Source organism: Ruegeria sp. CL7 (assembly GCF_056536445.1).
On record NZ_JBQFPQ010000009.1, the window covers coordinates 78,100 to 102,847 of the forward strand.

At 60.3% G+C, this 24,748-nt stretch carries 32 protein-coding genes; 19 read left to right on the forward strand and 13 right to left on the reverse strand.

What is annotated here, in order from left to right; genetic code table 11:
* Positions 1-90: 90 nt before the first annotated feature.
* Complete coding sequence (locus ACR0LI_RS17925; protein ID WP_209835282.1) at positions 91-888, forward strand: class II glutamine amidotransferase; 798 nt, start codon at positions 91-93, stop codon at positions 886-888.
* A gap of 13 nt (positions 889-901) precedes the next feature.
* Here the strand turns inward: ACR0LI_RS17925 and ACR0LI_RS17930 are convergent, their stop codons facing one another.
* From ACR0LI_RS17930 to cobD, 3 genes are read right to left on the reverse strand one after another with little or no spacing between them, the layout of a single operon-like run.
* Entirely contained in the window at positions 902-2,065 is a 1,164-nt protein-coding gene (locus ACR0LI_RS17930) for a lytic murein transglycosylase (RefSeq protein WP_171637596.1), read from the reverse strand.
* Between the two features lie 12 nt (positions 2,066-2,077).
* The gene (cbiB, locus tag ACR0LI_RS17935; RefSeq protein WP_480492356.1) at positions 2,078-2,998 is read right to left on the reverse strand and encodes an adenosylcobinamide-phosphate synthase CbiB; all 921 of its coding nucleotides are present in this window, start codon (positions 2,996-2,998) and stop codon (positions 2,078-2,080) included.
* Positions 2,995-3,960, reverse strand: coding sequence for a threonine-phosphate decarboxylase CobD (gene cobD, locus ACR0LI_RS17940; protein WP_480486726.1), 966 nt, complete (start codon positions 3,958-3,960; stop codon positions 2,995-2,997). Before cobD ends, cbiB begins: the two co-directional genes overlap by 4 nt.
* 185 nt (positions 3,961-4,145) lie before the next feature.
* On the opposite strand from cobD, the gene ACR0LI_RS17945 reads away from it, so the two are divergent.
* On the forward strand, positions 4,146-4,508 hold the full coding sequence (locus ACR0LI_RS17945; RefSeq protein ID WP_117869888.1) for a response regulator transcription factor: 363 nt from the start codon (positions 4,146-4,148) through the stop codon (positions 4,506-4,508).
* Here ACR0LI_RS17945 and ACR0LI_RS17950 read toward each other — a convergent pair.
* Positions 4,490-5,479 carry a glutathione S-transferase family protein gene (locus ACR0LI_RS17950; protein WP_480718965.1) on the reverse strand — a complete coding sequence of 330 codons (990 nt, stop codon included), beginning with the start codon at positions 5,477-5,479 and terminating at the stop codon, positions 4,490-4,492. The two genes, ACR0LI_RS17945 and ACR0LI_RS17950, sit on opposite strands and share 19 nt — an antisense overlap.
* Positions 5,480-5,692: 213 nt before the next feature.
* Here ACR0LI_RS17950 and ACR0LI_RS17955 point away from each other — a divergent pair, with 213 nt between their 5' ends.
* Entirely contained in the window at positions 5,693-6,046 is a 354-nt protein-coding gene (locus ACR0LI_RS17955; protein WP_171169191.1) for a hypothetical protein, read from the forward strand.
* 164 nt (positions 6,047-6,210) lie between these two features.
* On the opposite strand, the gene ACR0LI_RS17960 is transcribed toward ACR0LI_RS17955, so the two are convergent.
* Positions 6,211-7,383: a MalY/PatB family protein gene (locus tag ACR0LI_RS17960; RefSeq protein ID WP_171637589.1), complete on the reverse strand. Its 1,173-nt coding sequence runs from the start codon at positions 7,381-7,383 to the stop codon at positions 6,211-6,213.
* Positions 7,384-7,477: 94 nt separating this feature from the next.
* Between ACR0LI_RS17960 and def (ACR0LI_RS17965) the strand changes: the two genes are divergently transcribed.
* The 6 genes from def (ACR0LI_RS17965) to speB are packed head-to-tail and all read left to right on the forward strand — an operon-like array spanning position 7,478 to position 10,767.
* Positions 7,478-7,996: a peptide deformylase gene (def, locus tag ACR0LI_RS17965; protein ID WP_171637587.1), complete on the forward strand. Its 519-nt coding sequence runs from the start codon at positions 7,478-7,480 to the stop codon at positions 7,994-7,996.
* Entirely contained in the window at positions 7,993-8,487 is a 495-nt protein-coding gene (gene def, locus ACR0LI_RS17970; protein WP_171120283.1) for a peptide deformylase, read from the forward strand. The genes def (ACR0LI_RS17965) and def (ACR0LI_RS17970) overlap by 4 nt, the downstream gene beginning before the upstream one ends.
* A gap of 2 nt (positions 8,488-8,489) precedes the next feature.
* On the forward strand, positions 8,490-9,404 hold the full coding sequence (fmt, locus tag ACR0LI_RS17975; protein WP_480718966.1) for a methionyl-tRNA formyltransferase: 915 nt from the start codon (positions 8,490-8,492) through the stop codon (positions 9,402-9,404).
* A gap of 6 nt (positions 9,405-9,410) precedes the next feature.
* Positions 9,411-9,647: a hypothetical protein gene (locus tag ACR0LI_RS17980; RefSeq protein WP_170344822.1), complete on the forward strand. Its 237-nt coding sequence runs from the start codon at positions 9,411-9,413 to the stop codon at positions 9,645-9,647.
* A gap of 1 nt (position 9,648) precedes the next feature.
* Positions 9,649-9,885, forward strand: coding sequence for a GlsB/YeaQ/YmgE family stress response membrane protein (locus ACR0LI_RS17985; RefSeq protein ID WP_171637580.1), 237 nt, complete (start codon positions 9,649-9,651; stop codon positions 9,883-9,885).
* A gap of 60 nt (positions 9,886-9,945) precedes the next feature.
* Entirely contained in the window at positions 9,946-10,767 is an 822-nt protein-coding gene (gene speB, locus ACR0LI_RS17990) for an agmatinase (protein ID WP_171724848.1), read from the forward strand.
* Position 10,768: 1 nt separating this feature from the next.
* Here the strand turns inward: speB and ACR0LI_RS17995 are convergent, their stop codons facing one another.
* From ACR0LI_RS17995 to ACR0LI_RS18025, 7 genes are all read right to left on the reverse strand, one after another.
* The gene (locus tag ACR0LI_RS17995; protein WP_480718967.1) at positions 10,769-11,371 is read right to left on the reverse strand and encodes a COG3904 family protein; all 603 of its coding nucleotides are present in this window, start codon (positions 11,369-11,371) and stop codon (positions 10,769-10,771) included.
* 65 nt (positions 11,372-11,436) lie between these two features.
* The gene (locus ACR0LI_RS18000) at positions 11,437-12,060 is read right to left on the reverse strand and encodes a trimeric intracellular cation channel family protein (protein WP_480492365.1); all 624 of its coding nucleotides are present in this window, start codon (positions 12,058-12,060) and stop codon (positions 11,437-11,439) included.
* Complete coding sequence (rnhA, locus tag ACR0LI_RS18005; protein ID WP_480718968.1) at positions 12,057-12,524, reverse strand: ribonuclease HI; 468 nt, start codon at positions 12,522-12,524, stop codon at positions 12,057-12,059. Before rnhA ends, ACR0LI_RS18000 begins: the two co-directional genes overlap by 4 nt.
* On the reverse strand, positions 12,517-13,104 hold the full coding sequence (locus tag ACR0LI_RS18010; RefSeq protein WP_480718969.1) for a class I SAM-dependent methyltransferase: 588 nt from the start codon (positions 13,102-13,104) through the stop codon (positions 12,517-12,519). Before ACR0LI_RS18010 ends, rnhA begins: the two co-directional genes overlap by 8 nt.
* On the reverse strand, positions 13,101-13,553 hold the full coding sequence (locus ACR0LI_RS18015; RefSeq protein WP_209835290.1) for a DUF3429 domain-containing protein: 453 nt from the start codon (positions 13,551-13,553) through the stop codon (positions 13,101-13,103). The genes ACR0LI_RS18010 and ACR0LI_RS18015 overlap by 4 nt, the downstream gene beginning before the upstream one ends.
* Entirely contained in the window at positions 13,550-14,500 is a 951-nt protein-coding gene (gene ispH / locus ACR0LI_RS18020) for a 4-hydroxy-3-methylbut-2-enyl diphosphate reductase (protein ID WP_152457074.1), read from the reverse strand. Before ispH ends, ACR0LI_RS18015 begins: the two co-directional genes overlap by 4 nt.
* Positions 14,501-14,692: 192 nt before the next feature.
* Positions 14,693-15,268, reverse strand: coding sequence for a LabA-like NYN domain-containing protein (locus ACR0LI_RS18025; protein ID WP_117869875.1), 576 nt, complete (start codon positions 15,266-15,268; stop codon positions 14,693-14,695).
* Positions 15,269-15,409: 141 nt separating this feature from the next.
* On the opposite strand from ACR0LI_RS18025, the gene folK reads away from it, so the two are divergent.
* The 10 genes from folK (at position 15,410) to ACR0LI_RS18075 (ending at position 23,282) form a co-directional block, all read left to right on the forward strand.
* Positions 15,410-15,979, forward strand: coding sequence for a 2-amino-4-hydroxy-6-hydroxymethyldihydropteridine diphosphokinase (gene folK, locus ACR0LI_RS18030; RefSeq protein ID WP_480718970.1), 570 nt, complete (start codon positions 15,410-15,412; stop codon positions 15,977-15,979).
* A gap of 94 nt (positions 15,980-16,073) precedes the next feature.
* Positions 16,074-16,427, forward strand: coding sequence for a DNA-directed RNA polymerase subunit omega (gene rpoZ, locus ACR0LI_RS18035; RefSeq protein ID WP_117869873.1), 354 nt, complete (start codon positions 16,074-16,076; stop codon positions 16,425-16,427).
* A 26-nt stretch (positions 16,428-16,453) separates the two neighbouring features.
* The gene (locus ACR0LI_RS18040; protein ID WP_171637571.1) at positions 16,454-18,586 is read left to right on the forward strand and encodes a RelA/SpoT family protein; all 2,133 of its coding nucleotides are present in this window, start codon (positions 16,454-16,456) and stop codon (positions 18,584-18,586) included.
* Positions 18,587-18,602: 16 nt separating this feature from the next.
* Positions 18,603-19,301: a DUF2062 domain-containing protein gene (locus ACR0LI_RS18045; RefSeq protein ID WP_171637570.1), complete on the forward strand. Its 699-nt coding sequence runs from the start codon at positions 18,603-18,605 to the stop codon at positions 19,299-19,301.
* Complete coding sequence (locus ACR0LI_RS18050) at positions 19,294-20,040, forward strand: pyridoxine 5'-phosphate synthase (protein ID WP_171637569.1); 747 nt, start codon at positions 19,294-19,296, stop codon at positions 20,038-20,040. The genes ACR0LI_RS18045 and ACR0LI_RS18050 overlap by 8 nt, the downstream gene beginning before the upstream one ends.
* Entirely contained in the window at positions 20,037-20,660 is a 624-nt protein-coding gene (locus ACR0LI_RS18055; RefSeq protein ID WP_480718971.1) for a LysE family translocator, read from the forward strand. Before ACR0LI_RS18050 ends, ACR0LI_RS18055 begins: the two co-directional genes overlap by 4 nt.
* Positions 20,657-21,076, forward strand: a complete 420-nt coding sequence (gene acpS, locus ACR0LI_RS18060) for a holo-ACP synthase (protein WP_171637565.1) — start codon at positions 20,657-20,659, stop codon at positions 21,074-21,076. Before ACR0LI_RS18055 ends, acpS begins: the two co-directional genes overlap by 4 nt.
* A gap of 60 nt (positions 21,077-21,136) precedes the next feature.
* Positions 21,137-21,976: a signal peptidase I gene (lepB, locus tag ACR0LI_RS18065; RefSeq protein ID WP_171229134.1), complete on the forward strand. Its 840-nt coding sequence runs from the start codon at positions 21,137-21,139 to the stop codon at positions 21,974-21,976.
* Positions 21,973-22,650, forward strand: coding sequence for a ribonuclease III (gene rnc / locus ACR0LI_RS18070; RefSeq protein WP_171637563.1), 678 nt, complete (start codon positions 21,973-21,975; stop codon positions 22,648-22,650). The genes lepB and rnc overlap by 4 nt, the downstream gene beginning before the upstream one ends.
* 155 nt (positions 22,651-22,805) lie before the next feature.
* Positions 22,806-23,282: a hypothetical protein gene (locus ACR0LI_RS18075; protein ID WP_171637561.1), complete on the forward strand. Its 477-nt coding sequence runs from the start codon at positions 22,806-22,808 to the stop codon at positions 23,280-23,282.
* Between the two features lie 51 nt (positions 23,283-23,333).
* Here the strand turns inward: ACR0LI_RS18075 and ACR0LI_RS18080 are convergent, their stop codons facing one another.
* On the reverse strand, positions 23,334-24,716 hold the full coding sequence (locus tag ACR0LI_RS18080) for a multicopper oxidase family protein (RefSeq protein WP_171637559.1): 1,383 nt from the start codon (positions 24,714-24,716) through the stop codon (positions 23,334-23,336).
* Positions 24,717-24,748 lie beyond the last annotated feature (32 nt).

The window sequence follows — 24,748 nt, forward strand, 5'->3', positions numbered from 1 at the left end:
AATCCGAAAAATCAGATAATGTATGGGAGAAAATCTGATAACCAAGGTGGTATTGTCCCAAAAATTATTACTGACGGACGGAGACAGGCAATGTGCCGATTCTTGGCTTGGGTTGGGCGGCAGCGATACCTGGACGAACTGGTCCTTGAGCAAGAACAATCGCTTGTCATTCAAAGCCGAAATGCATTGATCGGAAAAACGCCGATAAACGCGGATGGGTTCGGTCTGGCATGGTATTCTGATCGTGATACGCCGTGTTTTTACAAGGACACCCATCCGGCGTGGTCCGATGCCAATCTGAAGCAATTGGCGCATCACACGAAATCCCGGCTGTTTCTGGCACATGTACGGGCCTCGACGGGTACGGCGACCTCGCGCAACAACTGTCACCCCTTTGGCGTCGGCAGGTGGAGTTTCATGCATAACGGTCAGGCCGGGGGTCATGAACGAATCCGGCAAGAGCTTGACGCCATGATCCCGGCGCATCTGTACCAGCATCGTATGGGCGCAACCGAGAGCGAGGCGATCTTTCTCATCGCTCATGGCGAAGGGCTGGACACCGATCCTGTGGGTGCAATGGCCCGTGCGGTCGGTCGGGTCGAAGCCCTTTCCAGGCGCCGCGGAGCATCACCCTATCTTCGGTTTGCCGCCTGCTGGTCGGACGGCAAACGGGTTTTTGCGGCCCGTTATGCCTCGGATCGGTTTGCCCCCAGCTTGCACTACAAGGCCTGCAAAGACGGTATCATCATTTCGTCCGAGCCATTGGATGCCAACAACGAGGGATGGCTCGAGATACAGCCCAACACGGCAATCGAAACCGAGGGTGCCACGGTGACGACGCACGCCTTTGCGCCCTGTGTTCCGCAGCAACGGGAATGGGTCGCGTAAGCGTGGTTGCCGCCTAAAGCCGGTTTAACAGATCCACTGTCGGCCATGCATCGGCCGGCAGGCCAAGCCGCTTCTGTTCCGCCTGCACGGCCGCCCGCGTGCCGGCGCCCAGGATCCCGTCGACCTTGCCAACGTCATACCCCTTGGCCTGAAGCTTGCTTTGCAGCTGCTTCATCTGTGCACCGTTCAGACCCTGTGCGGGATTGCCGGCATCATAGATCTGTGCCCCTTCCAGACGTGTCCCGAAATAGGCGGCGGTCAATACATAAACAAAGCTCTGGTTCCATTCGAAATAGACGTCGAAATTCGGATAGGCCAGAAAGGCCGGGCCCTGGTGCCCCTGGGGCAGGATCAGCGAGGCAGGCAGGTTTGCCAGCGACCCGCTGCGTGCCTGAACGCCCATGGCCTGCCAATCGGCCACCGACCGGGGCTTGCCGGGGCCGGACAGCGACCAGTCCATCTGCGCGGGCACAGTGACCTCTTGCAGCCACGGTTCGCCTGCGCGCCAGCCCAGATGCGACAGCATCTTGGCGCCAGACATCAGTGCATCGGGGGCCGAGGTTTTCAGGCGGACATGCCCGTCGCCGTCACCATCGACACCGTTTTCAAGAATGTCCTGCGGCAGCATCTGGACCATACCGATTTCGCCGGCCCATGCGCCCGTTGTGCGGGCCGGGTCGAAATCACCATTCTGATAAAGTTCGATGGCGGCGAAGATTTGAGGGCGGAACAGGTCGGGGCGACGGCAGTCATGGGCCAACGTCACCAGCGCATTGCGGGTGTTGAAGTCGCCCTGAAATGATCCGTAATCGGTCTCGAACGCCCAGAAGGCCAGCAACACCCCGCGTGAGATTCCGTATTGCTTTTCGATCCGGTCAAACACCGCGTCGTATTTGCGTGACATCGCTTGCCCGCGTTCGATCCGGTTTTGCGAAATCAGACGACGGGAAAACTCGATAAAGGGTTTCTGAAACACCCCTTGCGCCCGATCGGCCTTCAGCACGGCGCTGTCCTGCTGCACGCCTTTGAAAAACGCGTTCACGGTGGATTTGTCAAAGCCTTGCTGCGTGGCCTCGGCCTTTAGCCCTTTGACAAAGGAATTGAAGCCGCCACCACATTGGGCCAGGGCAGGTTGGGCAAACAGGGTGGCGGCGATCAGGCCGGAAAGAAAACGCATGACAAATGTCCGTCAGTAAATCAGGTCGATCCCAACCGACACCGACACGAGCCCAAGCGCAAGCCCCCAAACACGCCACAACATGCGACATGCGCGGAAAATGTCCAAGGCTCCGATTTCGCGCTGAGCATTGCCATTGACCCATGCCAGATCCCGCACCTTGCCGTCATAGCTGCGCGGCCCGGCCAGGGCGACGTTCAAGGCGCGGGCCATGGCGGCCTCGGGCCAGCCCGCATTGGGCGAGATGTGACGGTGCGCATCAGCCAAGATTTCGCGCCAGCGCGACCACTGGCCCGACAGCGCCACGATCATCACGCAGGTCAGGCGGGCCGGGATCAGGTTCATCAGGTCGTCGAACCGGGCCGAAGCCCAGCCAAACGCGCGGTACGTTTCATTGCGATACCCGATCATGCTGTCGGCCGTGTTCACCGCCTTGTAGACCAGCAGCCCCGGCAACCCGGCAATCAGAAACCAGAAAGCAGGCGCGATGACGCCGTCGCTGAGGTTTTCAGCGGCGCTTTCGATGGCCGAGCGTGCCACCTGTGCCTCGGTCATGTCCCGTGTATCGCGCGAGACGATCATGGCCACCCGTGCCCGCCCCTCTGACAGCGAGGCCATCAGCCCTTCGCCCACGGCGCGCACATGGGTGACCAACGATTTTTGCGCCAACAGGATCGCGCAGACCAGGATTTCAACCACCGGCCCCAGCAGAGACAAACCCCAGCCAAGCGCCCCTGCGCCGAAAACCAGCAGGACAAGCACACCCACCCCTTTTGAACGGCGCAGGGCCCCGTGGTTCAGGCGTGTATCCAGCCAGCCGATCAGGTTGCCGATCATCACCGCCGGATGCCTGATGCGCGACCAGAGCCAGTCGGGTTCCCCCAGTGCTGCGTCCAGACACATGGCACAGACCAGCATCAGGCCAGGGCTCACAGGGCGGCCTCCAACCTGTTCCATCCATCCTCGGGCGGGAGCCCAAGGCGCAGATAGGTTTCAGAATAGGGGAAGATGCGGCTCCAGATGTGGGACCGTGCCAGACGACCTTGCCAATGGGCGGCGTTGTCGACCTGATAAAGTCGGAACAGGCTGGTGCCGCCGATCACTTTGGCCCCTTTTCTCGTGACCAGCGCATCCAGCCTTGAGGCCTCGTCAGCCAGACGCGCATGCGTGGCTTCCGCCCAACGGTTGTCCATCAAAGCCTGTGTGCCGATCCGCAAGGCCGGACCGGATACCGACCAAGGGCCGGTCAGATCGTTCAACCGGCTGATCATATCCGGCCGTCCGATGGCAAACCCCAGCCTTACCCCGGCCAGCCCCCAGAATTTGCCAAAACTCTTCAGCACGATCACGCCGGGGCGGTCTGCCAGATGGATCAGGGACTTGTCAGGCATGACGTCGCAAAAGCTTTCGTCAATCACGGTAAGTGGTGCCGATACGTCGCTTTCCTGCCAGATACGCCCGTCCGGGTTGTTTGGATGTACGATCACGCGGGCGTCGCTGGGCCCGTCTTGCCGTACCTTCCACCCCTGCGCCGAAAAGGCGGCGGCATGTTCGTTATAGGTGGGCGGCGTGATCTGTACCGTACCCGTCGCGGCCAGAGCCGGCAGACGCGCGATGATCGCCGACGCTCCGGGCGCGGGCAGGATCGCGGCACGCTGCGGCACGTTCCAGAACCGGCGCGCGGCATCGCTGAGCCGTTCGAACGCCCCGTGATCCGGCAATTCGGCCCAATCCCCGGCCGACAGGCCAGACACGGGATAGGCATGGGGATTGATGCCGGTGGACAGGTCGATCCAGTCGGTGCGTTGCCCACCATATTTGACAATCGCCTTGTCCAACCCGCCGCCGTGGTCACGAACCGCGCGTGGATTCAGACTTTCATCGAATGTGCTCATCTGCTCTCTCTGCGAGAAATTACCGCTTTTGGACCGCTTCAAGCGGATTTTCGCCTCTTACACAAGCAAATCCGCCTGTTCACGGGCCTGTGGGGCTGCTGTTAACACTTTGTTAAGGAAATAACGAGATCACGGACCATGGGGGTCGGCACCACTCACCATACCAAGTGCCGAGGTTGTTGCAAATGAAAGTTCTGATTGTTGAGAGTAATCCCGACCTTGGTCGGGTCTGGAAAAGGCATCTGGAACGGCAGGGCGCCGAGGTCACGCTGGTCGAGACGCAGGAAGCCGCCATTCTGGCGCTGTACGGCACGGATTTCGAAATTATCGTGCTGGATCTGGTTCTGGAAACCGGCAGTGCACTGGCTGTGGCCGATTTCGCAAGCTATCGCCGCCCCCAGGCGCGGGTGATCTTTGTCACCAACACCACCTTCTTCTCGGATGGATCGATATTTGCCCACAGCCCGAACGCCTGTGCTTATGTGCAAAGCGAAACACCGCCAGAGGATCTGGCGGCGATGGTCGAGCATTACGCAGCAGGGCGCTGATCGCGGCGGTGCGGTTCTGTGTAATCCAGCACCGAGTTTACCGGAATGATCCGGTGCGGATTGATGGTGTCATGGCTGTAGTGATAGTGGCGCACGATATGGTTCATGTTCACCGTGGGCGCCACGCCGGGCCATTGGTGCAGTTCACGCGTATAGGCCCATAGGTTCGGGTAATCGATCAGGCGCCGCTTGTTGCATTTGAAGTGCAGATGATAGACCGGATCAAAGCGGATCAGCGTCGTAAACAGCCGCCAGTCAGCCTCGGTAATCCGATCCCCCATCAGGTAACGGTTCCGGGCCAGACGATCTTCCAGCCAGTCCAGCGTGTCGAACAACGGGCCCACGGCGGCGTCATAGGCCGCTTGCGAAGTGGCAAAGCCGGACTTGTAGACGCCGTTGTTGACGTCTGTATAGATGCGCGCGTTGACCTCTTCGATTTCATCGCGCATCGCTTCGGGCCAATAGTCATCGGTATTGCCGGTGACCCCGTCGAAGGCCGTATTGAACATGCGGATGATTTCCGAGCTTTCGTTCGACACAATGGTTTCCTGCCGCTTGTCCCACAGGATCGGCACGGTCACGCGCCCCGAATAGGCTGGATCGGCTTTGGTATAGATCTGGTGCGCAAAACCCAGCCCGTAAAGGTCATCTCCCGTCGCGCCGTGAGCGTCTGTTTCAAAGGTCCAACCCTGATTCAGCATGTCCGGATGCACGACCGACACCGAGATCAGATCGCTCAGCCCTTTCAACTCGCGAAAAATCAGCGTGCGATGGGCCCAGGGGCAGGCATAGCTGACGTAAAGGTGATAGCGCCCGGGTTCTGCTTTGAACCCGCCTTTGCCTGATGGCCCCGCCTCGCCGTCAGCTGTCAACCAATTGCGAAACCGCGCTGCGCTGCGCTTGAATGCACCGCCCGTGGATTTGGTATCATACCAGGTATCGTGCCATTTTCCGTCGACCAGCAGGCCCATGTCTTTTCCTCCGCATGTGCGTTTCGAAAAACATAGGGCCAGGGCTTGCATCTTCCTATGCGAGCGCCCGCGCAAATGCTCTGCATCCGCGCACAGTCGAGTTCGGGATTTCTGTGCAACAAACCTCGGCTGGATCGTGTTTCTGTGACGTGGTTCACTGGATTTTTACAACTTATCCCGCACAATAGAAGTCATTCACGGGGGAACGGATTAATGAGTACCTATGTTTCAAAGGAAATACGCGCCGAGTTGGACGCGGCCCGAATCGCCACATTGAAAAAAGCCAGCCGTTTACGGGTGGAGATGGGCGACAATACCTACAAAATACTCAAATTGTGGAAAGACGGTTTTACGGTTGAGGCGGAAACCACGCCGCGCCTGCGCGGGCTTGTCGATATCTTTGACGGGGCCAACCACCTCTATCAATGCCTCATCGTCGCGGATGAGGATGAAGGCGGTGAGATGCGGTATGAATTCAAACGCAGCACGGCCGCCCATGACAGCGCGCCGCTTGACTTTTACCGCGCGCCCGATGCGCCGATCGCCCTGCTGGGGCGTGACGACTAGGGGCGAATTTCAACCGGTATTCCGATTTGGCCCGGGTTTGGTCGATGCCAAAAGCCAGCGGTGCCAGCCTAAAGACAGGCACGCGCGGGCCAAAGCGGCCTCAACCAAGTCAACCGGCACCTGTGAAAACAGGGCAGGGCTTTCAAGCTCTGGCCGGCACGTACTTATTGCAGATCCCCGAAAGCACGTTTCAGCCGCAGGCAAGCTTCCTCGACCCGCGCCCGTTGAGTGGCGAGGTTGAACCGTTCAAACGTTTCTCCTCCAGTGCCGAAACCCGGACCTGACGATGTCGCGATCCGCGCGTCCTCGCGCAATCGGCGGACAAATTCGGCGTGATCCATGCCGGTGCCCGAGAAATCGACCCAGGCCAGATAGGTCGCCTGCAAGGGCATCGACCAGAGCCCCGGAATCTCGGTGATGGTCTGATCGAACAGACGCCTGTTTCCCTCCAGATGCGCGATCTGGGCATCTACCCATTCGGCCCCTTCGGGGCTGTAGGCGGCGGTGATCATCGCCACGCCCAACGCGCCGGGATCGTAATCCAATGTTTGCAGCCGTTGCTTCATGGCCGCGCGCAGTTTGGGATCGGGAATGATCATGTTGCCGGTCCGCTGCCCGGCGATGTTGAAGGTCTTCGACGCCGCAGTCAGCGTCACGGTCCACGGGCGTGCATCCGGGGCCGCCACGTCCATCGGCACAAATTTGGCGCCGGGATAGACCAGATCGTGGTGAATCTCGTCCGATACCAGGATCAAACCGTTCCGTTCGGCAAACGCAGCAACGGCCTGCAACTCGTCGGGCGTCCAGACACGACCCGACGGGTTTTGCGGCGAACACCACAGCAGCATCTTCTCGGACCCGTCCAACCGGGACTGGGCGTCGTCCAGATCCAGGCCGTAACTTTCCCCGTCCCGCACCAAAGGGCATTCCACGACCCGGCGGCCGGATTTGTTCACCTTGTGGGCAAACTCATGGTAAACGGGGGTAAAGATCACGATGCCATCACCGGGATCGGTCCAGACATCCAGCGACAGGGCGATTGCATTGCCCAAGCCCTGGGTGGTCAGAATCCAATCCGTGTCGATTTCCCAATCGTGGCGGGTTTTCATCCACCATTGAACCGAGGCCAGATAGTCCGGGTGCATCCATGAATAGCCGAACACGCCGTGATCTGCGGCTTTGCGCACGGCCTCGATCACGCAGGGTGCCGTTTTGTAATCGGAATCGGCCGTCCACATGGCCAGACCGTCCTCGGGCGAGACGCCATACAGCATCTCCATCTTGTCCCATTTTGAACTGTTGGTGCCCCGGCGGTCGATCAGGTCGTTGAAAGTCATGTCTGCTCCATTTTCTCGACCGAAAGCTAACCGCAAATCGGGCAGGTGCAAGGGGGGCGTTGCGGCGCGGGGCGGGATGGCCTAAATCAGCCTCATGAAACGCACTATCCTGATCCATCCCGATCCCCGCCTGAAAAAGGTCTGCGCGCCCGTATCCGACCTGACGGACGAGCTGCGCACGCTGGCTGACGACATGCTGGAAACCATGTATGACGCGCCCGGGATTGGCCTTGCCGCCCCGCAGATCGGTGTGCTGGAACGGTTGATCGTGCTGGATTGCATCAAGGAAGAAGGCGAGACCCCGCGCCCGCTGATCATGTTCAACCCCGAGGTCATCGCCTCTTCCGAGGAAACCAATGTATACGAAGAAGGATGCCTGTCGATCCCGGATCAATATGCCGAAGTGACCCGCCCCAAGGTGGTCGATGTCACCTGGATGGACGAGAAGGGAAACCTGCGACAGGAGACGTTCGACGGTCTTTGGGCCACTTGCGTGCAGCATGAAATCGACCATCTGAACGGCAAGCTGTTCATCGATTACCTCAAACCGCTGAAACGGCAGATGATTACCCGCAAGATGCAAAAGCTCAAACGTGAACGGGCGCGCGCATGACCGTCCGCACCTGTCTGCCTTGGCCTGACAAACGCTTGCGCACAAAGGCGGATGAGGTGACTGAAATCACCGATGACATTCGCCGGATTTGGCAGGACATGATCGACACGATGGAGGCGATGCCCGGTGTCGGTCTGGCCGCGCCGCAGATCGGAGTGATGTTGCGTCTGGCCGTGGTCGATGGGTCGGCCGAGCGGGGCAAGGCCGTGCGTCTGGCGAACCCGGAAATCCTGCACAGCTCGATCGAACTGCGTGAACATGAAGAAGCCAGTCCGAACCTGCCGGGCGTGTCGGCCAAGGTAAAACGCCCGCGCGCGGTGACTGTCAAATTCCTGAACGAGCAGGGCGTGGTGGACCGTCGCGATTTTGTCGGCATCGAGGCCACCAGTGTCCAGCACCAGATCGACCATCTGAATGGCCGGATGTATTTTGACCGGCTCAGCAAGGTCAAACGCGACATGCTGCTGCGCAAAGCCAAGAAACAGGGGTAAAGATGCGCGTTGTTTTCATGGGAACCCCTGACTTCTCGGTGCCGGTTCTGGATGCGCTGGTCGAGGCCGGGCATGAGATCGCCGCCGTCTATTGCCAACCCCCGCGCCCGGCGGGGCGGGGCAAGAAGGATCGCCCGACACCGGTTCACGCGCGGGCCCTGGCGCTGGGTCTGGACGTGCGTCACCCAACCTCGCTGAAACCGGCCGAGGAGCAGGACAGTATTGCGGCACTGAACGCGGATGTGGCGGTGGTCGTGGCTTATGGGCTGATCCTGCCCCAGCCCATCCTCGATGCGCCGGCTCATGGCTGCCTGAACATTCATGCCAGCCTGCTGCCGCGCTGGCGCGGGGCGGCTCCGATCCACCGCGCGATCATGGCGGGCGATGCGCAAACTGGCGTCTGTATCATGCAAATGGAGGCGGGCCTTGATACCGGCCCCGTGCTGTTGCGGCAGGCCACCGATATCGGGCCCGAGGAAACCACTGCGAAACTGCATGACCGGCTCTCGGCGATGGGCGCGGCCTTGATCGTTGAGGCGTTGGCAAAGCTGCCCGGCCTGACCCCTGATCCGCAGCCCGAGATTGGTGTCACCTATGCCGCCAAGATCGACAAGTCCGAGGCCCGCGTGGACTGGTCGCGCCCGGCGGTTGAGGTCGATCGGCAGGTCCGCGGGCTGTCGCCCTTTCCCGGGGCCTGGACCGAGATCGACGGCAACCGGGTAAAACTCCTCGCTTCGCGTCTGGCCGAAGGGCAGGGCGCGCCGGGCGAAGTTCTGAATGACGATCTGTATGTGGCTTGCGGGCAGGGCGCCATAGAACTGCTGCGCTTGCAAAGGGCGGGCAAAGGCGCGCAGGATAAGGAAACGTTCGTGCGGGGCTGGCCAATCCCGATCGGCACCCGGATGTCTTCGGAGTAAAGCCATATGTTCATGGTGATGATGGGCACTGTCGTGATTGCCGGGATCGTCGGATATCTGTCCGAACAGACCGGTTTCACCCATAACGGCTATTTGCAATCCATCATCATCTGTGTGGGCGGGGCGTTCCTGTTCTATTTCGTCCGTATCATGTTCGGTATCAGCTTTGGTCCTCCGGGGCTGGATGCGGTGATTTCCTCTGTTGGTGCCCTGATCATCGTGCCGACCCACTGGAGGAAGTGACATGCCAATCGTCGCCCTGATCATCATCGGTGCAGCGGCAGGGTTTCTTGCCACCCGCCTGATGCGGATCGAGGCGGATATCCCGACGACCATGTTGATCGGTATCGTGGGGGCCCTGATCGGAGGGGCGCTGCTGCGGTTTCTTGTTACCGTTATGGGGTGGCTGTCTGGTTTTGTCGGGGCGGTTCTGGGCGCGTTGCTTGTGATTTGGATCTGGCAGACCTACCTGCGCCGCTAACCCCTTGACCCGGTGCCCTTCCTCCGTCCAGATCACATTCAACGAAAAAGGGGAATGATGATGCCGTATGATTTGAAGCCGGGTGATGTCGCTCTGATGGGTGTTCCTTTGGATCTGCATTCCTCGTTCCTGCAAGGGCCGGCCTTCGCACCCGGACGCATCCGCGAAGCGCTGCATTCCGGTGCCGCCAACCTGACCGCCGAAGATGGTACCGATCTGGGTGAAAGCGCCAAATTCAGGGATACCGGCGATCTGGATGTGTTCGAAATGCGCGGGCAGGAACCGATTGACCGGATCGAGGCCGAAGCGGCGAAGCGGATCGCAACCGGCGCACGCCTGTTGTCGCTGGGCGGCGACCATTCCGTGGCCTATCCGCTGATCAAGGCCCATGCAGATCGGTACGAAGGCCTGAACATCCTGCATATCGACAGCCACCCGGATCTGTACGACACGCAGGATATCGGACCGCTCGGCCATGGCTGCCCCTTTGCGCGGGTGATGGAGACCTGCCCGGTCAAGCGTCTGGTGCAGGTCGGCATCCGCACCATGAACGCCCATCAGCGCGAACAGGCCAACAAGTTCGGCGTCGAGGTGATCGACATGCGCAACTGGCGCCCCGACTTGCAGATTTCATTCGATGGCCCGGTCTATCTGTCCCTTGATCTGGACGCGCTGGACCCGGCCTTTGCCCCGGGCGTCTCGCACTATGAACCCGGTGGGCTGAGCACGCGCGAGGTTATCGACCTGATCCACCGGTTCAAAGGTCAACTGGTCGGGGCGGATATCGTCGAGCTCAACCCGCATCGCGACCCCTATGGCATGACGGCGATGGTGGCCGCGAAATTCGTCAAGGAAATCGGCGCGCGCTTGCTGAACGGTTGACTTACCGTTCGTCGCACACCGTCGCAGACCCAAGTGCCGGAGCACCCCTGGTGGTCAAATCGAACCGGTTCGCCTCGGCGGCGGTCATCCAGTGGATGCTGTCGGCCGGGGCTGCGAACAGAGTGTACCAGTAAAACTCCTCGTCCACGCCGATATCCTTGAAATAATCCAGGTATCGGTCATGTTCGGGATCGTCCTCGGGCAAGTCGGTGGCCACCAGACCCGACCCGGCCCAGCTGTGGACACCGACACAAGCCCCCGGTTGCAGCACGCGGCGGTTTCCGGCCAGGAACAGATCGGTGCCGCCGCTGGCAACCAGACCGTTCGATGGAACAACGGTATCGAACCCGGCCCTGTGCACTTCGCGGGCGAAGATGACATTGGCGTCATCATCAACCGATCCTTCAATGTATTGCAGAACCAAAGTGCGGGCTTCGGGGTTTTGGGCTGTCACTTCCTCAAAGGCAGACAGCGTTGTCTCGTCAATCGTGCCCGAGGCGATGATCTGGTCGCCCTGCGCAACAAAACTGACAGGGTTGTAATACGCGCCGCATGAGGCGAGCAGGGCCAGGCAGGCCGTGATGGATGCAAGTCTGAATGTCACGTTGGCCTCCGGGCTGTGCTTTCAAAAGGGGTATCAGCCAGCCGCTTTGGCGTCCACTATCGGGCTCAATTGCGCGGCGGACGGCTTTTGTAGACCGGCAATTGCCAGCCAAACATCAACGACCCGGCACGCAACGCCCAGCACACCAAGGCGCAGAGAGCCAGAGAAAACGCAGGCTCTGTCCCCAATCGGGCAGCCAGAACCGCCGTCAGGGCACCTGTAAAGGCGCAGGACACATAAAGCTCACCTTGTTTCAGCACCAGCGGCACTTCGTTGCAGACCACATCGCGCATCAGCCCGCCCAGGCATCCGGTCGTCACACCCATCAAAACGACAATGACCCCGGACTGATCCAGCGACAATGCCGCGCCGGTTCCGGCCGCAACAGCCACTGACAGTGCAAAACTGTCCAGCCAGACCAGCCAGTTATAGCGGCTTTCCACCAGATGTGCGGTAAAGAACACCAGGACCGACGCCGCGACTGCGATCAGGATGTAATCCGGCTGCCCGATCCAAAAGATCGGGTGACGGTCCAGCAAAAGGTCTCGTACAGTGCCGCCCCCGACGGCAGTCAGGCAGGCCATGAAGGCAAATCCCACCAGATCCAGCTGGGCACGGCTGGCCACCAGTGCCCCCGTCAACGCGAAGATCAGAACCGAGGCATAGTCCAGCAGCGTCAGCGCGGTCACGCCTGTGCCTTTTTCGGTTTGAACGGCGCCATTCCGGCCCGGGCCAGCTCATCAGCTTTTTCATTCTCGGGGTGGCCTGCGTGGCCCTTGACCCATTCCCATGTCACATCATGCCGTTCCTGCGCCTCATCCAGACGCTGCCAAAGATCGACATTCTTGACCGGTTTCTTGTTCGAGGTTTTCCAGCCGTTGCGTTTCCAACCGAAAATCCAGCCAGTGACGCCGTTCTTCACATAGGCACTGTCGGTGACGACGGTTATCTTCGACGGTCGCTCCAGCGCTTCAAGGGCGCTGATGGCGGCCAGCAACTCCATCCGGTTGTTGGTCGTCTCGGCTTCGCCCCCGTTCAGCTCACGCTCTTTCAGAACGCTGTCCCCGTCCATCGCGCGCAACAGCGCACCCCAGCCTCCGGGGCCGGGGTTTCCGGAACAGGCACCGTCTGTATAGGCAAACAATTCAGGCATGGGCGAACACCAGGATATATCCGTCATACGATCCGGCCAGGCCTTTGCCCATGCCATGGACTGCGCGGTCAATCGTGAAACCGACCTTGTTCAAGGCGCCCTCGATCTCGGCCTCCGTGTAATAGGAATAATAACGATCCAGATCATCCCGATGTTCACCAGTGCCCAGCTTCATCCCCAGAAACAGCTGTCCACCGGGTTTCAGAGCCCTGTGGATCGCATTCAGATGCCGCTGGAAATCAGCGCGCGGCGCGTGCAGCAGGGAAAAGCTGGCGTAAACACCGTCATATTCGGCCGTCTCGGTGACGTCATCGAACGTACCCAGATGAGCATCCACACCGTTTTCCCGCGCATGTTCGACAAAGGCCGGCGTGGCATCCAGCGCGCGAACCTTCAGCCCCTGACGCATCAGGAACCCGCTGTCCGATCCCGGCCCGGACCCCAAATCCAGCACATAGCCGCCTGCGCCGACTGCATCAGCAAAAGCCTGTCGGGCCTCAAGCTGCTCGGGCGGCAGAGGGATCTTCAGATATTCCGCCACCCTGTTGGTATAAGCGGTGATCGTACGTTCATCGGTCACAGATAGACTCCGACTGCAAGACTGGCCAATACGACGGCGGTCAGCAGGATGCGCAACCGCATCCACCAGACCGGTGTCAGGCGCCAGTAGGAAAACAGGGCATCCAGCAACAACAGGCCAGCGAACCCATACATCAGATTGGTGCCCGCATTCACCGGCCCACCACCTGTCATGGCAAAGGCCCAAAGCGCGGGCAGAACCGACAACAGATAACACAGGGCCGCCTTGCTGCCCGATGTCTTGGTGGCAAAACCCCAGAGTACACCGGACATGAAGCTGAGGATGACTGATCCATAGAACAGTTGCACATAAGGGCCCACGAAACGCGGGCCAAAGGTTTGCGCGCCCCAGGCATTCAGATCGCCATTCAGATAGGTCAGGGCGCCCCAGAAAAACGGAATCAGTCCCGCCAGCCCCAGATAGAGAGGCGCTTTCGGCACTCCGTTCACGCCGGTTGCCTCAACACGCGGGGGACTTTGAACTCGACGTTTTCAACGGCGGTTTCGACCGGCTCGACGGTGACATCATAATGCGCGCTGAACGCTTCGATCACCTCGTTTACCAGAACCTCCGGGGCCGACGCGCCTGCGGTGACAGCCACGGTAGAGATCCCCTCGAGCGCGCGCCAGTCAATCTCGGTGGCGCGCTGGACCAGCTGCGCGTACTGGCACCCCTCGCGCGAGGCAACCTCGACCAGACGGCGCGAGTTCGATGAGTTCGGCGCGCCTACTACCAGCAAGGCGTCCGCCTTGGGGGCCACGGCTTTCACCGCTTCCTGCCGGTTGGTGGTGGCGTAACAGATATCTTCCTTGTGCGGTCCGACAATGGCCGGGAACCGGGCCTGAAGGGCGGCGATGATATCCTTGGTGTCATCGACCGAAAGGGTGGTTTGGGTGACAAAGGCCAGCTTATCCGGGTCACGCACCTGCACCGTGGCCACGTCGTCCACGGTCTCGACCAGCAGCACATCGCCCTCGGGCAGCTGCCCCATGGTGCCCACGGTTTCGGGATGGCCTTTATGGCCGATCATGATCATCTGCAACCCCGCGTCCGCGTGGCGCTGCGCCTCGACATGCACCTTGGAAACCAGAGGACAGGTGGCGTCCACATAGATCATCTCGCGCTGGGCAGCCTCGGCGGGAACGGATTTCGGCACCCCGTGGGCGGAAAAGATCACCGGGCGGTCATCGGGGCATTCCTGCAATTCTTCGACAAACACAGCCCCTTTGGCGCGAAGGCCATCGACCACGAATTTGTTGTGCACGATCTCGTGGCGCACATAGACCGGTGGTCCCCATTTCTGCAAAGCCATCTCAACGATTTTGATGGCACGGTCCACACCGGCGCAGAACCCGCGTGGGGCGGCAAGGTAAAGTGTCAGTGGCGGCTTTTTCATCAGGCTGTCTCCTTGTGGCACAGGTAAGTCTTTTCCCGGCCTTGGTCCAGACAGGACATTGTCATTCATCTGACACGAATCGTTGCTACTCGGGTGATGTTTAAGCACCTGTACCTTGTTAAAGAAGCGCGGCCAGGACTGATGTCCTGACCGCGCAAATTTTTTCCCCATCATGACAGGCTTGTCGCCTTGTCAGCTGTTGCTGGCAACAGCGACGCTGCGATGCTCCGTCGGCATTTCACGCGGCGGGCGACCGATGACATCGCGCAGATCTTCCAGCTCGATGAAATTGTCGGCCTGGCGGCGCAGTTCGTCCGAGATCATCGGCGGTTGGCTGCGGATGGTCGAAACCACAGATACGCGCACGCCCTGCCGTTGCAGGCTGGCGATCAGCGGGCGGAAATCCCCATCACCCGAGAACAGCACGATATGATCGACGCGCGGCGCCAGTTCCATGGCATCGACGGTAAGCTCGATATCCATATTTCCTTTGACTTTCCGACGCCCCATGCTGTCGGTGTATTCCTTGGCCGGTTTCGTAACCATGGTGAAGCCGTTGTAATGCAGCCAGTCAACCAATGGGCGGATCGGCGAATACTCGTCGTTTTCCAGCAGCGCTGTATAATAGAAGGCCCGAAGAAGCTTGCCGCGGCGCATGAATTCCTGCCGCAGAAGTTTGTAGTCAATGTCGAAACCGAGTGCTTTTGCCGCGGCATAAAGATTCGAGCCGTCGATGAACAGCGCTAGCCGTTCGTCTTTATAAAACATAAATGTTCCCTTCCGGTATAATCCAGTGCGTGCCGCGTTACGTGAGTGAGTGAGTGATAAAATGACGCGCCCTGGTACGCCTATAATTAGAACTTCTGTCGATTATCGCAAGTATGCAATGGGTCGAATGTAGGGTATCACATGAGCAAATCCATGCCAAATGCCGTTGTTGCGCTGGGCGCAAATCTCGATTTGAGAGGAAATGGTCCCGATGTAACACTTCAGAACGCGCTTGACGCGTTATCGCGTCACGATGTGGTGATTCGCTCCGTCAGTCGTTTTTTTTCCACCCCGTGCTTTCCCTCCGGGGCCGGCCCGGATTATGTGAATGCTGCGGCGCTGATTGCGACCGAGAAATCTCCGTCGCAGCTGTTGCAGGTGCTGCACGAGGTGGAACAGGAATTCGGGCGTGAACGGGTGCAGCGCTGGGGGATGCGGACGCTGGATCTGGATCTGGTCTGTTTCCAAAATCTGGTCCTGCCGGATCGCGCCACGTTTGATCGCTGGCGGACCCTGCCGACCGACGCGCAAAGGCAAGAGGCACCGGATCAATTGATCTTGCCGCATCCGCGCCTTCAGGATCGCGCCTTTGTCCTGGTGCCGATGGCCGATATCGTGCCCGACTGGCGTCATCCGGTTCTGGGTCGCACGGTCTGCGAGATGATCCAGACCCTTCCCGCGGCAGAGGTTGCGGCGGTCACGGCGCTGTGATCCGTGCAAATGCAGCATTTCCTGCTTGTCAAGGCGCGGATTCGCGCTTAGATAAACCCCTTCCTGACATGGATTCAGAAACGGAGAGCGCCCAATGGCCCGCGTGACGGTTGAAGATTGCGTAGACAAGGTTCCAAACCGGTTCGAGCTGGTGATGCTCGCCGCCCATCGGGCGCGTGAGATTTCCGCCGGTGCAGCGATTACCGTTGACCGCGACAACGACAAGAACCCTGTCGTGTCTCTGCGTGAGATCGCCGATGAAACCCAAAGCGCGGACGAACTGCGCGAGCGCCTGATCGAGGCCAACCAGACCCAGATCGAGGTTGATGAGCCCGAAGAAGATCAGATGGCGCTGCTGATGGGTGCCGAAACGGACAAACCCGCCATGGACGACATGTCGGAAGAGAAGCTCCTGCGCGCTCTGATGGAGGCTCAAGGGCAGGGGTAAGCCCTGAAGACGAAGGTGCGGACCGGATGATTTCTGCTGACGATCTGATTGCGCTGGTCCGCAACTACAATCCCAAGACGAATGCTGACCGCATTGCGCTGGCCTATGAATTTGGCCAGCAGATGCACGAAGGGCAGTTCCGCCATTCCGGCGAGCCCTATTTCACTCATCCCGTTGCCGTTGCCGCCATCCTGACCGAACAGCGTCTGGATGATGCGACCATAATCACGGCGCTGCTTCACGACACGATCGAAGACACCAAGGCCAACTATGGCAAGGTGGCTGAACTTTTCGGGGATGAAGTCGCCAAACTGGTCGACGGCGTCACCAAGCTGACCAATCTGCAACTGTCCAGTCGCGAGACCAAGCAGGCCGAGAACTTCCGCAAGCTGTTCATGGCCATGTCCAAGGACTTGCGCGTCATTCTGGTCAAGCTGGCCGACCGTTTGCACAACATGCGGACGATCAAGGCGATGCGTCCCGAAAAACAGATCGTCAAAGCGCGCGAGACGATGGACATCTACGCACCGCTTGCGGGCCGGATGGGTATGCAGTGGATGCGCGAGGAACTGGAAGACCTGGCTTTCCGTGTTCTCAATCCCGAAGGCCGCCAGTCGATCATCCGTCGCTTTATTACCCTGCAACGCGAGACCGGCGACGTGATCCATCGCATCACCGGCGACATGCGGCACGAGTTGGAAAAGGCCGGGATCGAGGCCGAGGTGTTCGGCCGCGCCAAGAAACCCTATTCGATCTGGCGCAAGATGCAGGAAAAGGATCAGGGCTTTTCGCGCCTGTCCGACATCTATGGGTTCCGCATCATCACCCAGACCGAGGAAGACTGCTATCGAACCCTGGGGGCCATCCACCAGCGCTGGCGCGCGGTGCCGGGGCGCTTCAAGGACTACATCAGCCAGCCCAAATCGAACGGTTACCGCTCGATCCACACCACGGTTTCCGGCCGGGACGGCAAACGGGTCGAGGTCCAGATCCGCACCCGCCAGATGCACGACGTGGCCGAAACCGGGGTCGCGGCGCATTGGTCCTATCGCGACGGTGTGCGCACCGAGAACCCGTTCGCCGTCGACCCGGCCAAATGGATTTCCAATCTGACCGAGCAGTTCGACAACGAGGAAGATCACGAAGACTTCCTCGAGGCCGTCAAGCTCGAGATGTATTCGGACCAGGTGTTCTGTTTCACCCCCAAGGGCGACGTGGTGAAGCTGCCGCGTGGCGCGACGCCGATCGATTTTGCCTATGCCATTCACACCCGGATCGGTCATGCCTGTGTCGGGGCCAAGGTTGACGGGATCCGCGTTCCGCTCTGGACGCGGCTCAAGAATGGCCAGTCCGTGGACATCATTACCGCCGATGGTCAGACGCCGCAGGTCACGTGGCTGGAGATTGCAGTCACCGGCAAGGCCCGTACCGCCATTCGCCGCGCCCTGCGCGAGGTGGATCGGGAACGATTCATCAAGCTGGGCAAGGAACTTGCCCGTTCCGGGTTCGAGCACGTGGGCCGCAAGGCGACCGACAAGGCGCTGGATACCGCAGCAAAACACCTGCGCCTGAAAGACCGGCACGAGCTGCTGGCCCGCCTTGGCAGCGCCGAACTGACCGCACATGAGGTGGTTCAGGCCGTCTATCCCGAACTTGCCAAGGACGACGGCGACGCCATTCCGCTGCGCCGTGCGGTGATTGGCCTGGAGCCGGGGCAGAAGTTCGACCGGGCCCCCTGCTGTCAGCCGCTGCCGGGGGAACGTATCGTCGGTATCACCTATCGGGGCAAGGGCGTGGTCGTGCATGCCATCGATTGCGATCGGCTCAGCGAGTTCGAAGGCGAACCTGACCGGTGGGTCGATCTGCACTGGCATTCGGGCACGCACCCGGCCGTCTATGGCGCGACGCTGGATCTGACCATTGGCAACGATGCCGGGGTTCTGGGGCGTATTTGCACATTGATCGGCGAGAAAAAGGCCAATATCTCGAACCTGGAATTTGTTGACCGCAAACCGGATTTTTACCGCCTTCTGATCAATGTCGAACTGCGCGACCTTGAACAGCTTCATTCACTCATGCTGATGCTGGAGGCGGAAAGCGACGTTGCAGCGGTCGAACGTTATCGGGACCGGACCAAAACCGCGACCGCGGCTGGCTGAGAAGGGGTGATCACGGGTGGTATTCAAGCGCCGAGACCGACGCTCTCCAGTCCAGATTGCATCGGATTTCGTCTATCCGCGTGGCGGATGGACCCGCGCCTTCCATTACGTGAAACATCGCGTCCGGCGCTTGCCGGATACCCCTGACCGGATCGCGCGCGGTATAGGGGCGGGTGTTTTCGCGGCCTTTACGCCGTTTTACGGGTTGCATTTTCTTGTCGCCGCCATCGGTGCCCGGCTGATCAAGGGAAATATTCTGGCCGCGCTTAGCGGCACGTTTTTTGGCAACCCGCTCACCTATGTTCCGATCGGGGTGATCTGTCTTCAGACTGGGCATTTCCTGCTGGGGACAGAATACGAAGAAGGCGACACACAAGGGCTGATGGGCAAATTCGCCAGCGCTATAGGGGACCTCAAGAACAATTTTCTGGCGTTGTTTACGGATCGCCTGGCCGACTGGCACGGGCTGTCGCAGTTCTACGATGACGTCTTCTATCCTTATATGATCGGTGGGATCATTCCGGGCGTCGTTGCGGGGGTGATCTGCTATTACCTCAGCCTGCCGCTGATCCTGACGTATCAGCAGCGCCGCCGCGCCAGGATCAAGGCGAAGTTCGAGGAAATCAAGCGTTTGGCCGAAGATTCGGCTGCCGTTTCTTCGGCAGAGCCTCTAGGCTCGGGCAGAAACATGCAAAAGGAATCGAGTGATGTCTGAGAACCATCTGCGTCTGGGTGTGAACATCGATCACGTGGCCACCGTGCGCAATGCGCGGGGTGGGGATTATCCAGATCCGCTGCGCGCTGCCAAACTGGCGGAAGAAGCGGGGGCGGATGGCATCACCGCGCATCTGCGCGAAGATCGACGCCATATCTCGGACGCCGATATCGACGGGTTGATGGAGGTTCTGTCGGTGCCGCTGAATTTTGAGATGGCCGCGACGCCCGAGATGCAGAAAATCGCCCTGCGCCACAAGCCTCACGCGGTCTGCATCGTGCCTGAAAAGCGCGAAGAGCGCACGACCGAAGGCGGGCTTGAAGTCGCGCGCGAGGAAAACAAGCTGGCGCATTTCATCGCGCCCCTGCGTGAGGCCGGCTGCCGCGTGTCGATCTTCATTGCCGCCGATCAGCGTCAGATCGAAGCCGCGCATCGCATTGGTGCCGAAGTGATCGAGCTGCACACCGGCGCCTATTGCGACGCCCATGCCGAAGGTCGCATGGAAGATGCCGAACGCGAGCTTGAGTCGCTGCGCCAGATGTCCACCTTCGCCCATTCGCTTGGGCTCGAGGTTCATGCGGGCCATGGCCTGACCTATGACACCGTAAAACCGGTTGCCGCTTTCCCAGAAGTAAAAGAGCTGAATATCGGTCATTTCCTGATTGGCGAGGCGATTTTTCTGGGCATGACCCCGGCCATTCAGGCAATGCGTCGCCTGATGGACGAGGCGCGCGCGTGATCACCCCCGGCTTTGTCGCCATCTGGTTCGCCTGGCTGATGGCCGGGGGCTCTCCGGGCCCCGCCACGATGGGCATTGCCGGAACCGCCATGAACGAAGGCCGCCGCGCTGGTCTGGTCTTCGCGCTGGGCATCTGTGCCGGGTCCGCCGCCTGGGGCATTGCTGCGGCGCTTGGCCTGTCGGCGATCATGCTGGCCAATGTCTGGGTGTTCGAAGTGATCCGCTATGTCGGCGTGGCCTATCTGGGTTGGCTGGCCCTCAAGGCCCTGCGCCGCGCGATGACCGCGGATGAGGTCGCTTTGGGCAAACCGGTCACGGGCGCGCTGCCGACGATCTTCGCCAAAGGTGCCGCCATCCACCTGACGAACCCCAAGGCGATCCTCAGCTGGGGCTCGATCTATGCCATCGTCGCCCCCAGCGATGCCAGCCTGTCGATGCTGCTGGGCTATTTCGCCATGCTCTATGCTGGATCGTTGATGATTTTTATCGGCTATGCGTTTCTGTTTTCCTCCGAACGCCTGGTTCGAACCTACCGCCGCGCCCGCCGCTGGTTCGATTTCGCCTTTGCCGGGTTCTTCGGGGTGGCGAGTTACAAGATCCTCACGGTGCGGTTGTCATGATCCTCGGAATCGGCACAGACCTCGCAAACATCGACCGCATCCAGGGCACGCTCGACCGGTTCGGCGACCGCTTCCGCAACCGGGTCTTCACCGACACCGAACAGCGCAAGGCCGAACGCCGCGCCGATACGGCCGGAACCTATGCCAAACGCTGGGCCGCGAAAGAGGCCTGTTCCAAAGCGCTCGGCACCGGCCTGCGCATGGGCATTTCGTGGAAGGACATGGCCGTCACCAATCTGCGCACCGGCCAACCGGTGATGCACGTGACCGGCTGGGCCGCCGAGCGCCTCAAGGAAATGACCCCCGACGGGCACGAGGCGATCATCCACGTCACCCTGACCGATGATCACCCTTGGGCGCAGGCTTTTGTGGTGATCGAGGCGCGTCCAGTTCAAGATCAGCCCGCGCAGCCTTGACTTGCCCCCATCCCCCCCGCATGTAGCAGCGAAGCCAAGCAAAGAACTGGAGCGAGCAGAATGGCCGAGGACGCCAAAACCGGAAATCCCGTCTGGGAGACGATCAAGACCATCGTCTACGCGCTGTTGATTGCCGGCGTGTTCCGCACCCTCTTCTTTCAACCGTTCTGGATCCCCTCGGGCTCGATGAAGCAGACGCTGCTGATCGGCGATTTCCTCTTCGTCAACAAGATGGCCTATGGCTATTCCTACGCATCCTGCCCCAGCCTGATCATCCCCAGCGTCGGCCTGAACGTGGATGCCGAAGATATCTGTGGCTGGATGCAGGGCGAAGACAATACCCGTATCTGGGGCGGTGATCCCGAACGTGGCGATGTCATCGTCTTTCGCCATCCGGTCACCGGGCGTGATTATATCAAACGCCTGATTGGGTTGCCTGGCGACCGGATCCAGGTCCGCAATGGCCAGATCATCCTCAATGGCACTCCGGTTCCTCAGCAGCCCGACGGCGTGTTTACTGAAATTGCCGAACCGCAAGGCCCGCAGCGCCTGCGCCCCCGCTGTGAAAACGGCCCTGTTGGAATCGGTGGTACCTGTGAAAAGTCGCGCCTGATCGAAACCCTGCCCAACGGTGTGTCCTATGACGTGCTGAATATCGGCAACCAGGCATCGGACAATACCGGCATCTATACCGTGCCCGAGGGTCATTATTTCTTCATGGGTGACAACCGTGACAATTCCAGCGACAGCCGTCTGCCGCAATCTGCCGGTGGTGTCGGATACGTGCCTTACGAAAACCTGATCGGTCGTGCCGACCGGATCATGTTCTCGTCCGCGGGCCGTTCGATGCTGTTCTTCTGGACATGGCGCGGTGATCGGTTCTTCAAGGCGGTCAATTGAAGCTCTCGGCTGAAATAAAGGCGTTCCAGCGGCGATTGGGGTATGAGTTCAAAAACCCCGAACTGCTGGTGCGCGCGCTGACCCATGGCTCGGTGTCTTCGTCCACCCGCCCCGACAATCAGCGGCTGGAGTTTCTGGGAGACCGGGTGCTGGGCCTTGTCATGGCCACTGCGCTGCTTGAAGCTGACAAGAAGGCGTCCGAGGGTCAGTTGGCCCCACGGTTCAACGCACTGGTCCGCAAAGAAGCCTGCGCTGATGTGGCCCGCCAGATTGACCTGGGCGCGGTGTTGAAACTCGGCCGGTCCGAGATGCTGTCCGGTGGCCGTCGCAAGCAAGCGCTGCTGGGCGACGCGATGGAGGCCGTGATCGCTGCCATCTATCGGGATACGGGGTTTGAGGCCGCCCGCGATGTCATCCTCGCCCTCTGGGGGGACCGCATCCATAAGGTCGAGGCCGACGCCCGCGACGCCAAAACCGCGCTTCAGGAATGGGCGCAGGCGCGCGGCCAGAAACCACCCAGCTATGTCGAGGTCAAACGCAGCGGCCCCGACCACGCCCCCGTCTTCACCATCGCCGCCCGCCTTCAGGACGGAACCGAGGCACAAGCCACGGCAGGTTCCAAGCGCCAGGCCGAACAGGCGGCCGCCAAGGCCTTGCTGGAGCGGGTCGGCTGATCTCAGTTTAAGCTCGGCCTGTCACAAACTTCAATCTAACTTGAAGACTATAGAAGCCACGACAGGCGACCTGTATCTGGGTATCAGTCGTTTTGGCACCAGTCAGGCTACGGCAGGTCAAAGCACTCAGAAAACAACATAAAAAAGGCAATCTAATGCAACGTGCAAAACTCTCGCTCGTCAATATCGGCTTTCTGTTCATTGCCGGGTTTGTGGCAACCATGGCCTTCGATTTCTGGGGGCAGGTTGTCAGTCCCGGGATCGGCTGGGCCAACCTGTCACCCGAAGGTCTGGCGCAGAGTTTGCTGTCCAGTCTGGGCCTGCCCAGCAACGCTTTTCTGGGCTTCTTTGTGCATTTCTACATTGTCGGCCTGATTGCCTATCCTTTGGGTTGGTTCCTTATTTTCCAGCCAATCTGGGTCAAGGTTCTGGGTCCGGCCCACATCTTTGTAGCCTCGGCAATCTATGGTTTCGGTCTGTGGGTGTTTGCTATCGGAGGTGTCACGACCTTTGCCGGTCTGCCACCGTTCCTGAACTTTGTCGGCATCACATGGGTCGCGCTGATCGGACACGTTTTGTACGGTATCGTGTTTGTGGCCGTGCTGAACCCCATCCTGCGCCGTCACCCGTGATCTGACCCGTACTATCCGTCGGTCCGGTGTCGGGCCGACGGTTTTCATTGATCACTCCACGCGAATGAACCCGGTCAGCCCGGTTTTCTGATGTTCGATCACATGGCAATGAAACGCCCAGTCGCCGGGGTTGTCCGCCACCAGTGCGATATCCGCCACCTCATCCTTCAACAGCAGCATCGTGTCCGTCATCAGCGGTGGCAGGGTGCGCAGGTTGGATCGCAGCGGCACGAAGGCCAGCCCGTGCAGGTGGATCGGGTGCAGATTGGGCGATTCATTGCGCAATCGCAAAACATAGCTCTTGCCCCGTTGCAGCACGGCCAGCGGCCCGGTTTCCTGCGCCGCATCGCCCGGCCAGGGTGTGCGGTTGATCGACCAGAAACTATAGCCCAACGACCCGCAGAACCCGTCATTCGGGGCGCCGCCTTCCGGGGTCCAGCCGAACACGAATTCATGCAACTCGGCCTGATCAAGATCTGGGCGCGCGACAGGGTTTGCACGCAATGGGCGCAGCTCTCTCAGATCGCGCGCCGCTGATGTGCCGGTCGCCCGCAAGCGCGCCATGGCGCGATGTGGTTGACCGGGAAACTTGGCTATCAGGTCCGCCGACTGCCCTTCGCCCTCGGGCATCCGGACGGCAATATCCACCCGTTGACCGGGGCCCAGCAACAGCGGTTCGTCCGCCGTTGGCACCGGCAGATCGATCTCGACCGGATGCCCGTCCCAGGCGATGATCCGGGTCTCGGCCCCCTCAGGATGCAACCTATAGATGCGGGTCGTGTCCGTGTTGACCACCCGCAGCCGCACCAGACTACCCGCCGTGTGTTCATAGACCGCCTCGCTCTGCCAGTTGGCGGTCTGCACCGTGCCAAACGTGCCCGCCCGCGCCGCACCTCGCGCCGTATAGGCCGGCAGGAACGCGTCATTCTCGTCCAGACGGAAATCACGCAGATTGACCACCTGCTCGCTGTCGAACCCCGGCTCGTCCGGCTCGGCAATCACCATCACGCCGGTCAGCCCGCGCGCCATCTGGTCCATCGTCATGCAATGGGGATGATACCAATACGTGCCCGCATCCGGCGGCGTGAACTCATAGGCGAAACTTTCGCCCTCGCCGATGGGCATTTGGGTCAGGTAGGGCACCCCGTCCATCCCGTTTCGAATGCGCAGCCCGTGCCAGTGCATCGAGGTATAATCCGGCAAGGTGTTGCGAACGCTCAGCCGCATAGGCTCGCCCTGCCGCCCATACAGAATCGGCGGCGGCGCATCGGGCGACAGGCTGACCATCCCTGTGGTCAGCCCTTCGCGCAGCCGGTAACTGGCGGGTTGCAGCACCAGCTCCTGCGCCGCATTGCCTGCCGCTAGCGACCATCCGCCCAACCCAAACGCACCAGCGGCGGCACCGCTTCCAAGAAGAAACTCGCGACGTTTCATGACAACCTCACTGAAAGGATTTGCTGCCGGGC

What these genes read in the sequence shown, in the direction of transcription:
- speB (WP_171724848.1), top strand. Translation starts at nt 9,946, where the DNA reads ATGCCGTATGATTTGAAGCCGGGTGATGTCGCTCTGATGGGTGTTCCT.
- ACR0LI_RS18075 (WP_171637561.1), top strand. Translation starts at nt 22,806, where the DNA reads ATGCAACGTGCAAAACTCTCGCTCGTCAATATCGGCTTTCTGTTCATT.
- ACR0LI_RS18050 (WP_171637569.1), top strand. Translation starts at nt 19,294, where the DNA reads ATGTCTGAGAACCATCTGCGTCTGGGTGTGAACATCGATCACGTGGCC.
- ACR0LI_RS18025 (WP_117869875.1), bottom strand. Translation starts at nt 15,268, where the DNA reads ATGTTTTATAAAGACGAACGGCTAGCGCTGTTCATCGACGGCTCGAAT.
- def (WP_171120283.1), top strand. Translation starts at nt 7,993, where the DNA reads ATGACCGTCCGCACCTGTCTGCCTTGGCCTGACAAACGCTTGCGCACA.
- ACR0LI_RS17930 (WP_171637596.1), bottom strand. Translation starts at nt 2,065, where the DNA reads ATGCGTTTTCTTTCCGGCCTGATCGCCGCCACCCTGTTTGCCCAACCT.
- ACR0LI_RS17985 (WP_171637580.1), top strand. Translation starts at nt 9,649, where the DNA reads ATGCCAATCGTCGCCCTGATCATCATCGGTGCAGCGGCAGGGTTTCTT.
- ACR0LI_RS17955 (WP_171169191.1), top strand. Translation starts at nt 5,693, where the DNA reads ATGAGTACCTATGTTTCAAAGGAAATACGCGCCGAGTTGGACGCGGCC.
- ACR0LI_RS17960 (WP_171637589.1), bottom strand. Translation starts at nt 7,383, where the DNA reads ATGACTTTCAACGACCTGATCGACCGCCGGGGCACCAACAGTTCAAAA.
- ACR0LI_RS17945 (WP_117869888.1), top strand. Translation starts at nt 4,146, where the DNA reads ATGAAAGTTCTGATTGTTGAGAGTAATCCCGACCTTGGTCGGGTCTGG.
- ACR0LI_RS18040 (WP_171637571.1), top strand. Translation starts at nt 16,454, where the DNA reads ATGATTTCTGCTGACGATCTGATTGCGCTGGTCCGCAACTACAATCCC.
- folK (WP_480718970.1), top strand. Translation starts at nt 15,410, where the DNA reads ATGAGCAAATCCATGCCAAATGCCGTTGTTGCGCTGGGCGCAAATCTC.
- ACR0LI_RS17925 (WP_209835282.1), top strand. Translation starts at nt 91, where the DNA reads ATGTGCCGATTCTTGGCTTGGGTTGGGCGGCAGCGATACCTGGACGAA.
- lepB (WP_171229134.1), top strand. Translation starts at nt 21,137, where the DNA reads ATGGCCGAGGACGCCAAAACCGGAAATCCCGTCTGGGAGACGATCAAG.
- acpS (WP_171637565.1), top strand. Translation starts at nt 20,657, where the DNA reads ATGATCCTCGGAATCGGCACAGACCTCGCAAACATCGACCGCATCCAG.
- ACR0LI_RS17950 (WP_480718965.1), bottom strand. Translation starts at nt 5,479, where the DNA reads ATGGGCCTGCTGGTCGACGGAAAATGGCACGATACCTGGTATGATACC.
- rnhA (WP_480718968.1), bottom strand. Translation starts at nt 12,524, where the DNA reads ATGCCTGAATTGTTTGCCTATACAGACGGTGCCTGTTCCGGAAACCCC.
- ACR0LI_RS18080 (WP_171637559.1), bottom strand. Translation starts at nt 24,716, where the DNA reads ATGAAACGTCGCGAGTTTCTTCTTGGAAGCGGTGCCGCCGCTGGTGCG.
- rpoZ (WP_117869873.1), top strand. Translation starts at nt 16,074, where the DNA reads ATGGCCCGCGTGACGGTTGAAGATTGCGTAGACAAGGTTCCAAACCGG.
- def (WP_171637587.1), top strand. Translation starts at nt 7,478, where the DNA reads ATGAAACGCACTATCCTGATCCATCCCGATCCCCGCCTGAAAAAGGTC.
- fmt (WP_480718966.1), top strand. Translation starts at nt 8,490, where the DNA reads ATGCGCGTTGTTTTCATGGGAACCCCTGACTTCTCGGTGCCGGTTCTG.
- ACR0LI_RS17980 (WP_170344822.1), top strand. Translation starts at nt 9,411, where the DNA reads ATGTTCATGGTGATGATGGGCACTGTCGTGATTGCCGGGATCGTCGGA.
- ispH (WP_152457074.1), bottom strand. Translation starts at nt 14,500, where the DNA reads ATGAAAAAGCCGCCACTGACACTTTACCTTGCCGCCCCACGCGGGTTC.
- cobD (WP_480486726.1), bottom strand. Translation starts at nt 3,960, where the DNA reads ATGAGCACATTCGATGAAAGTCTGAATCCACGCGCGGTTCGTGACCAC.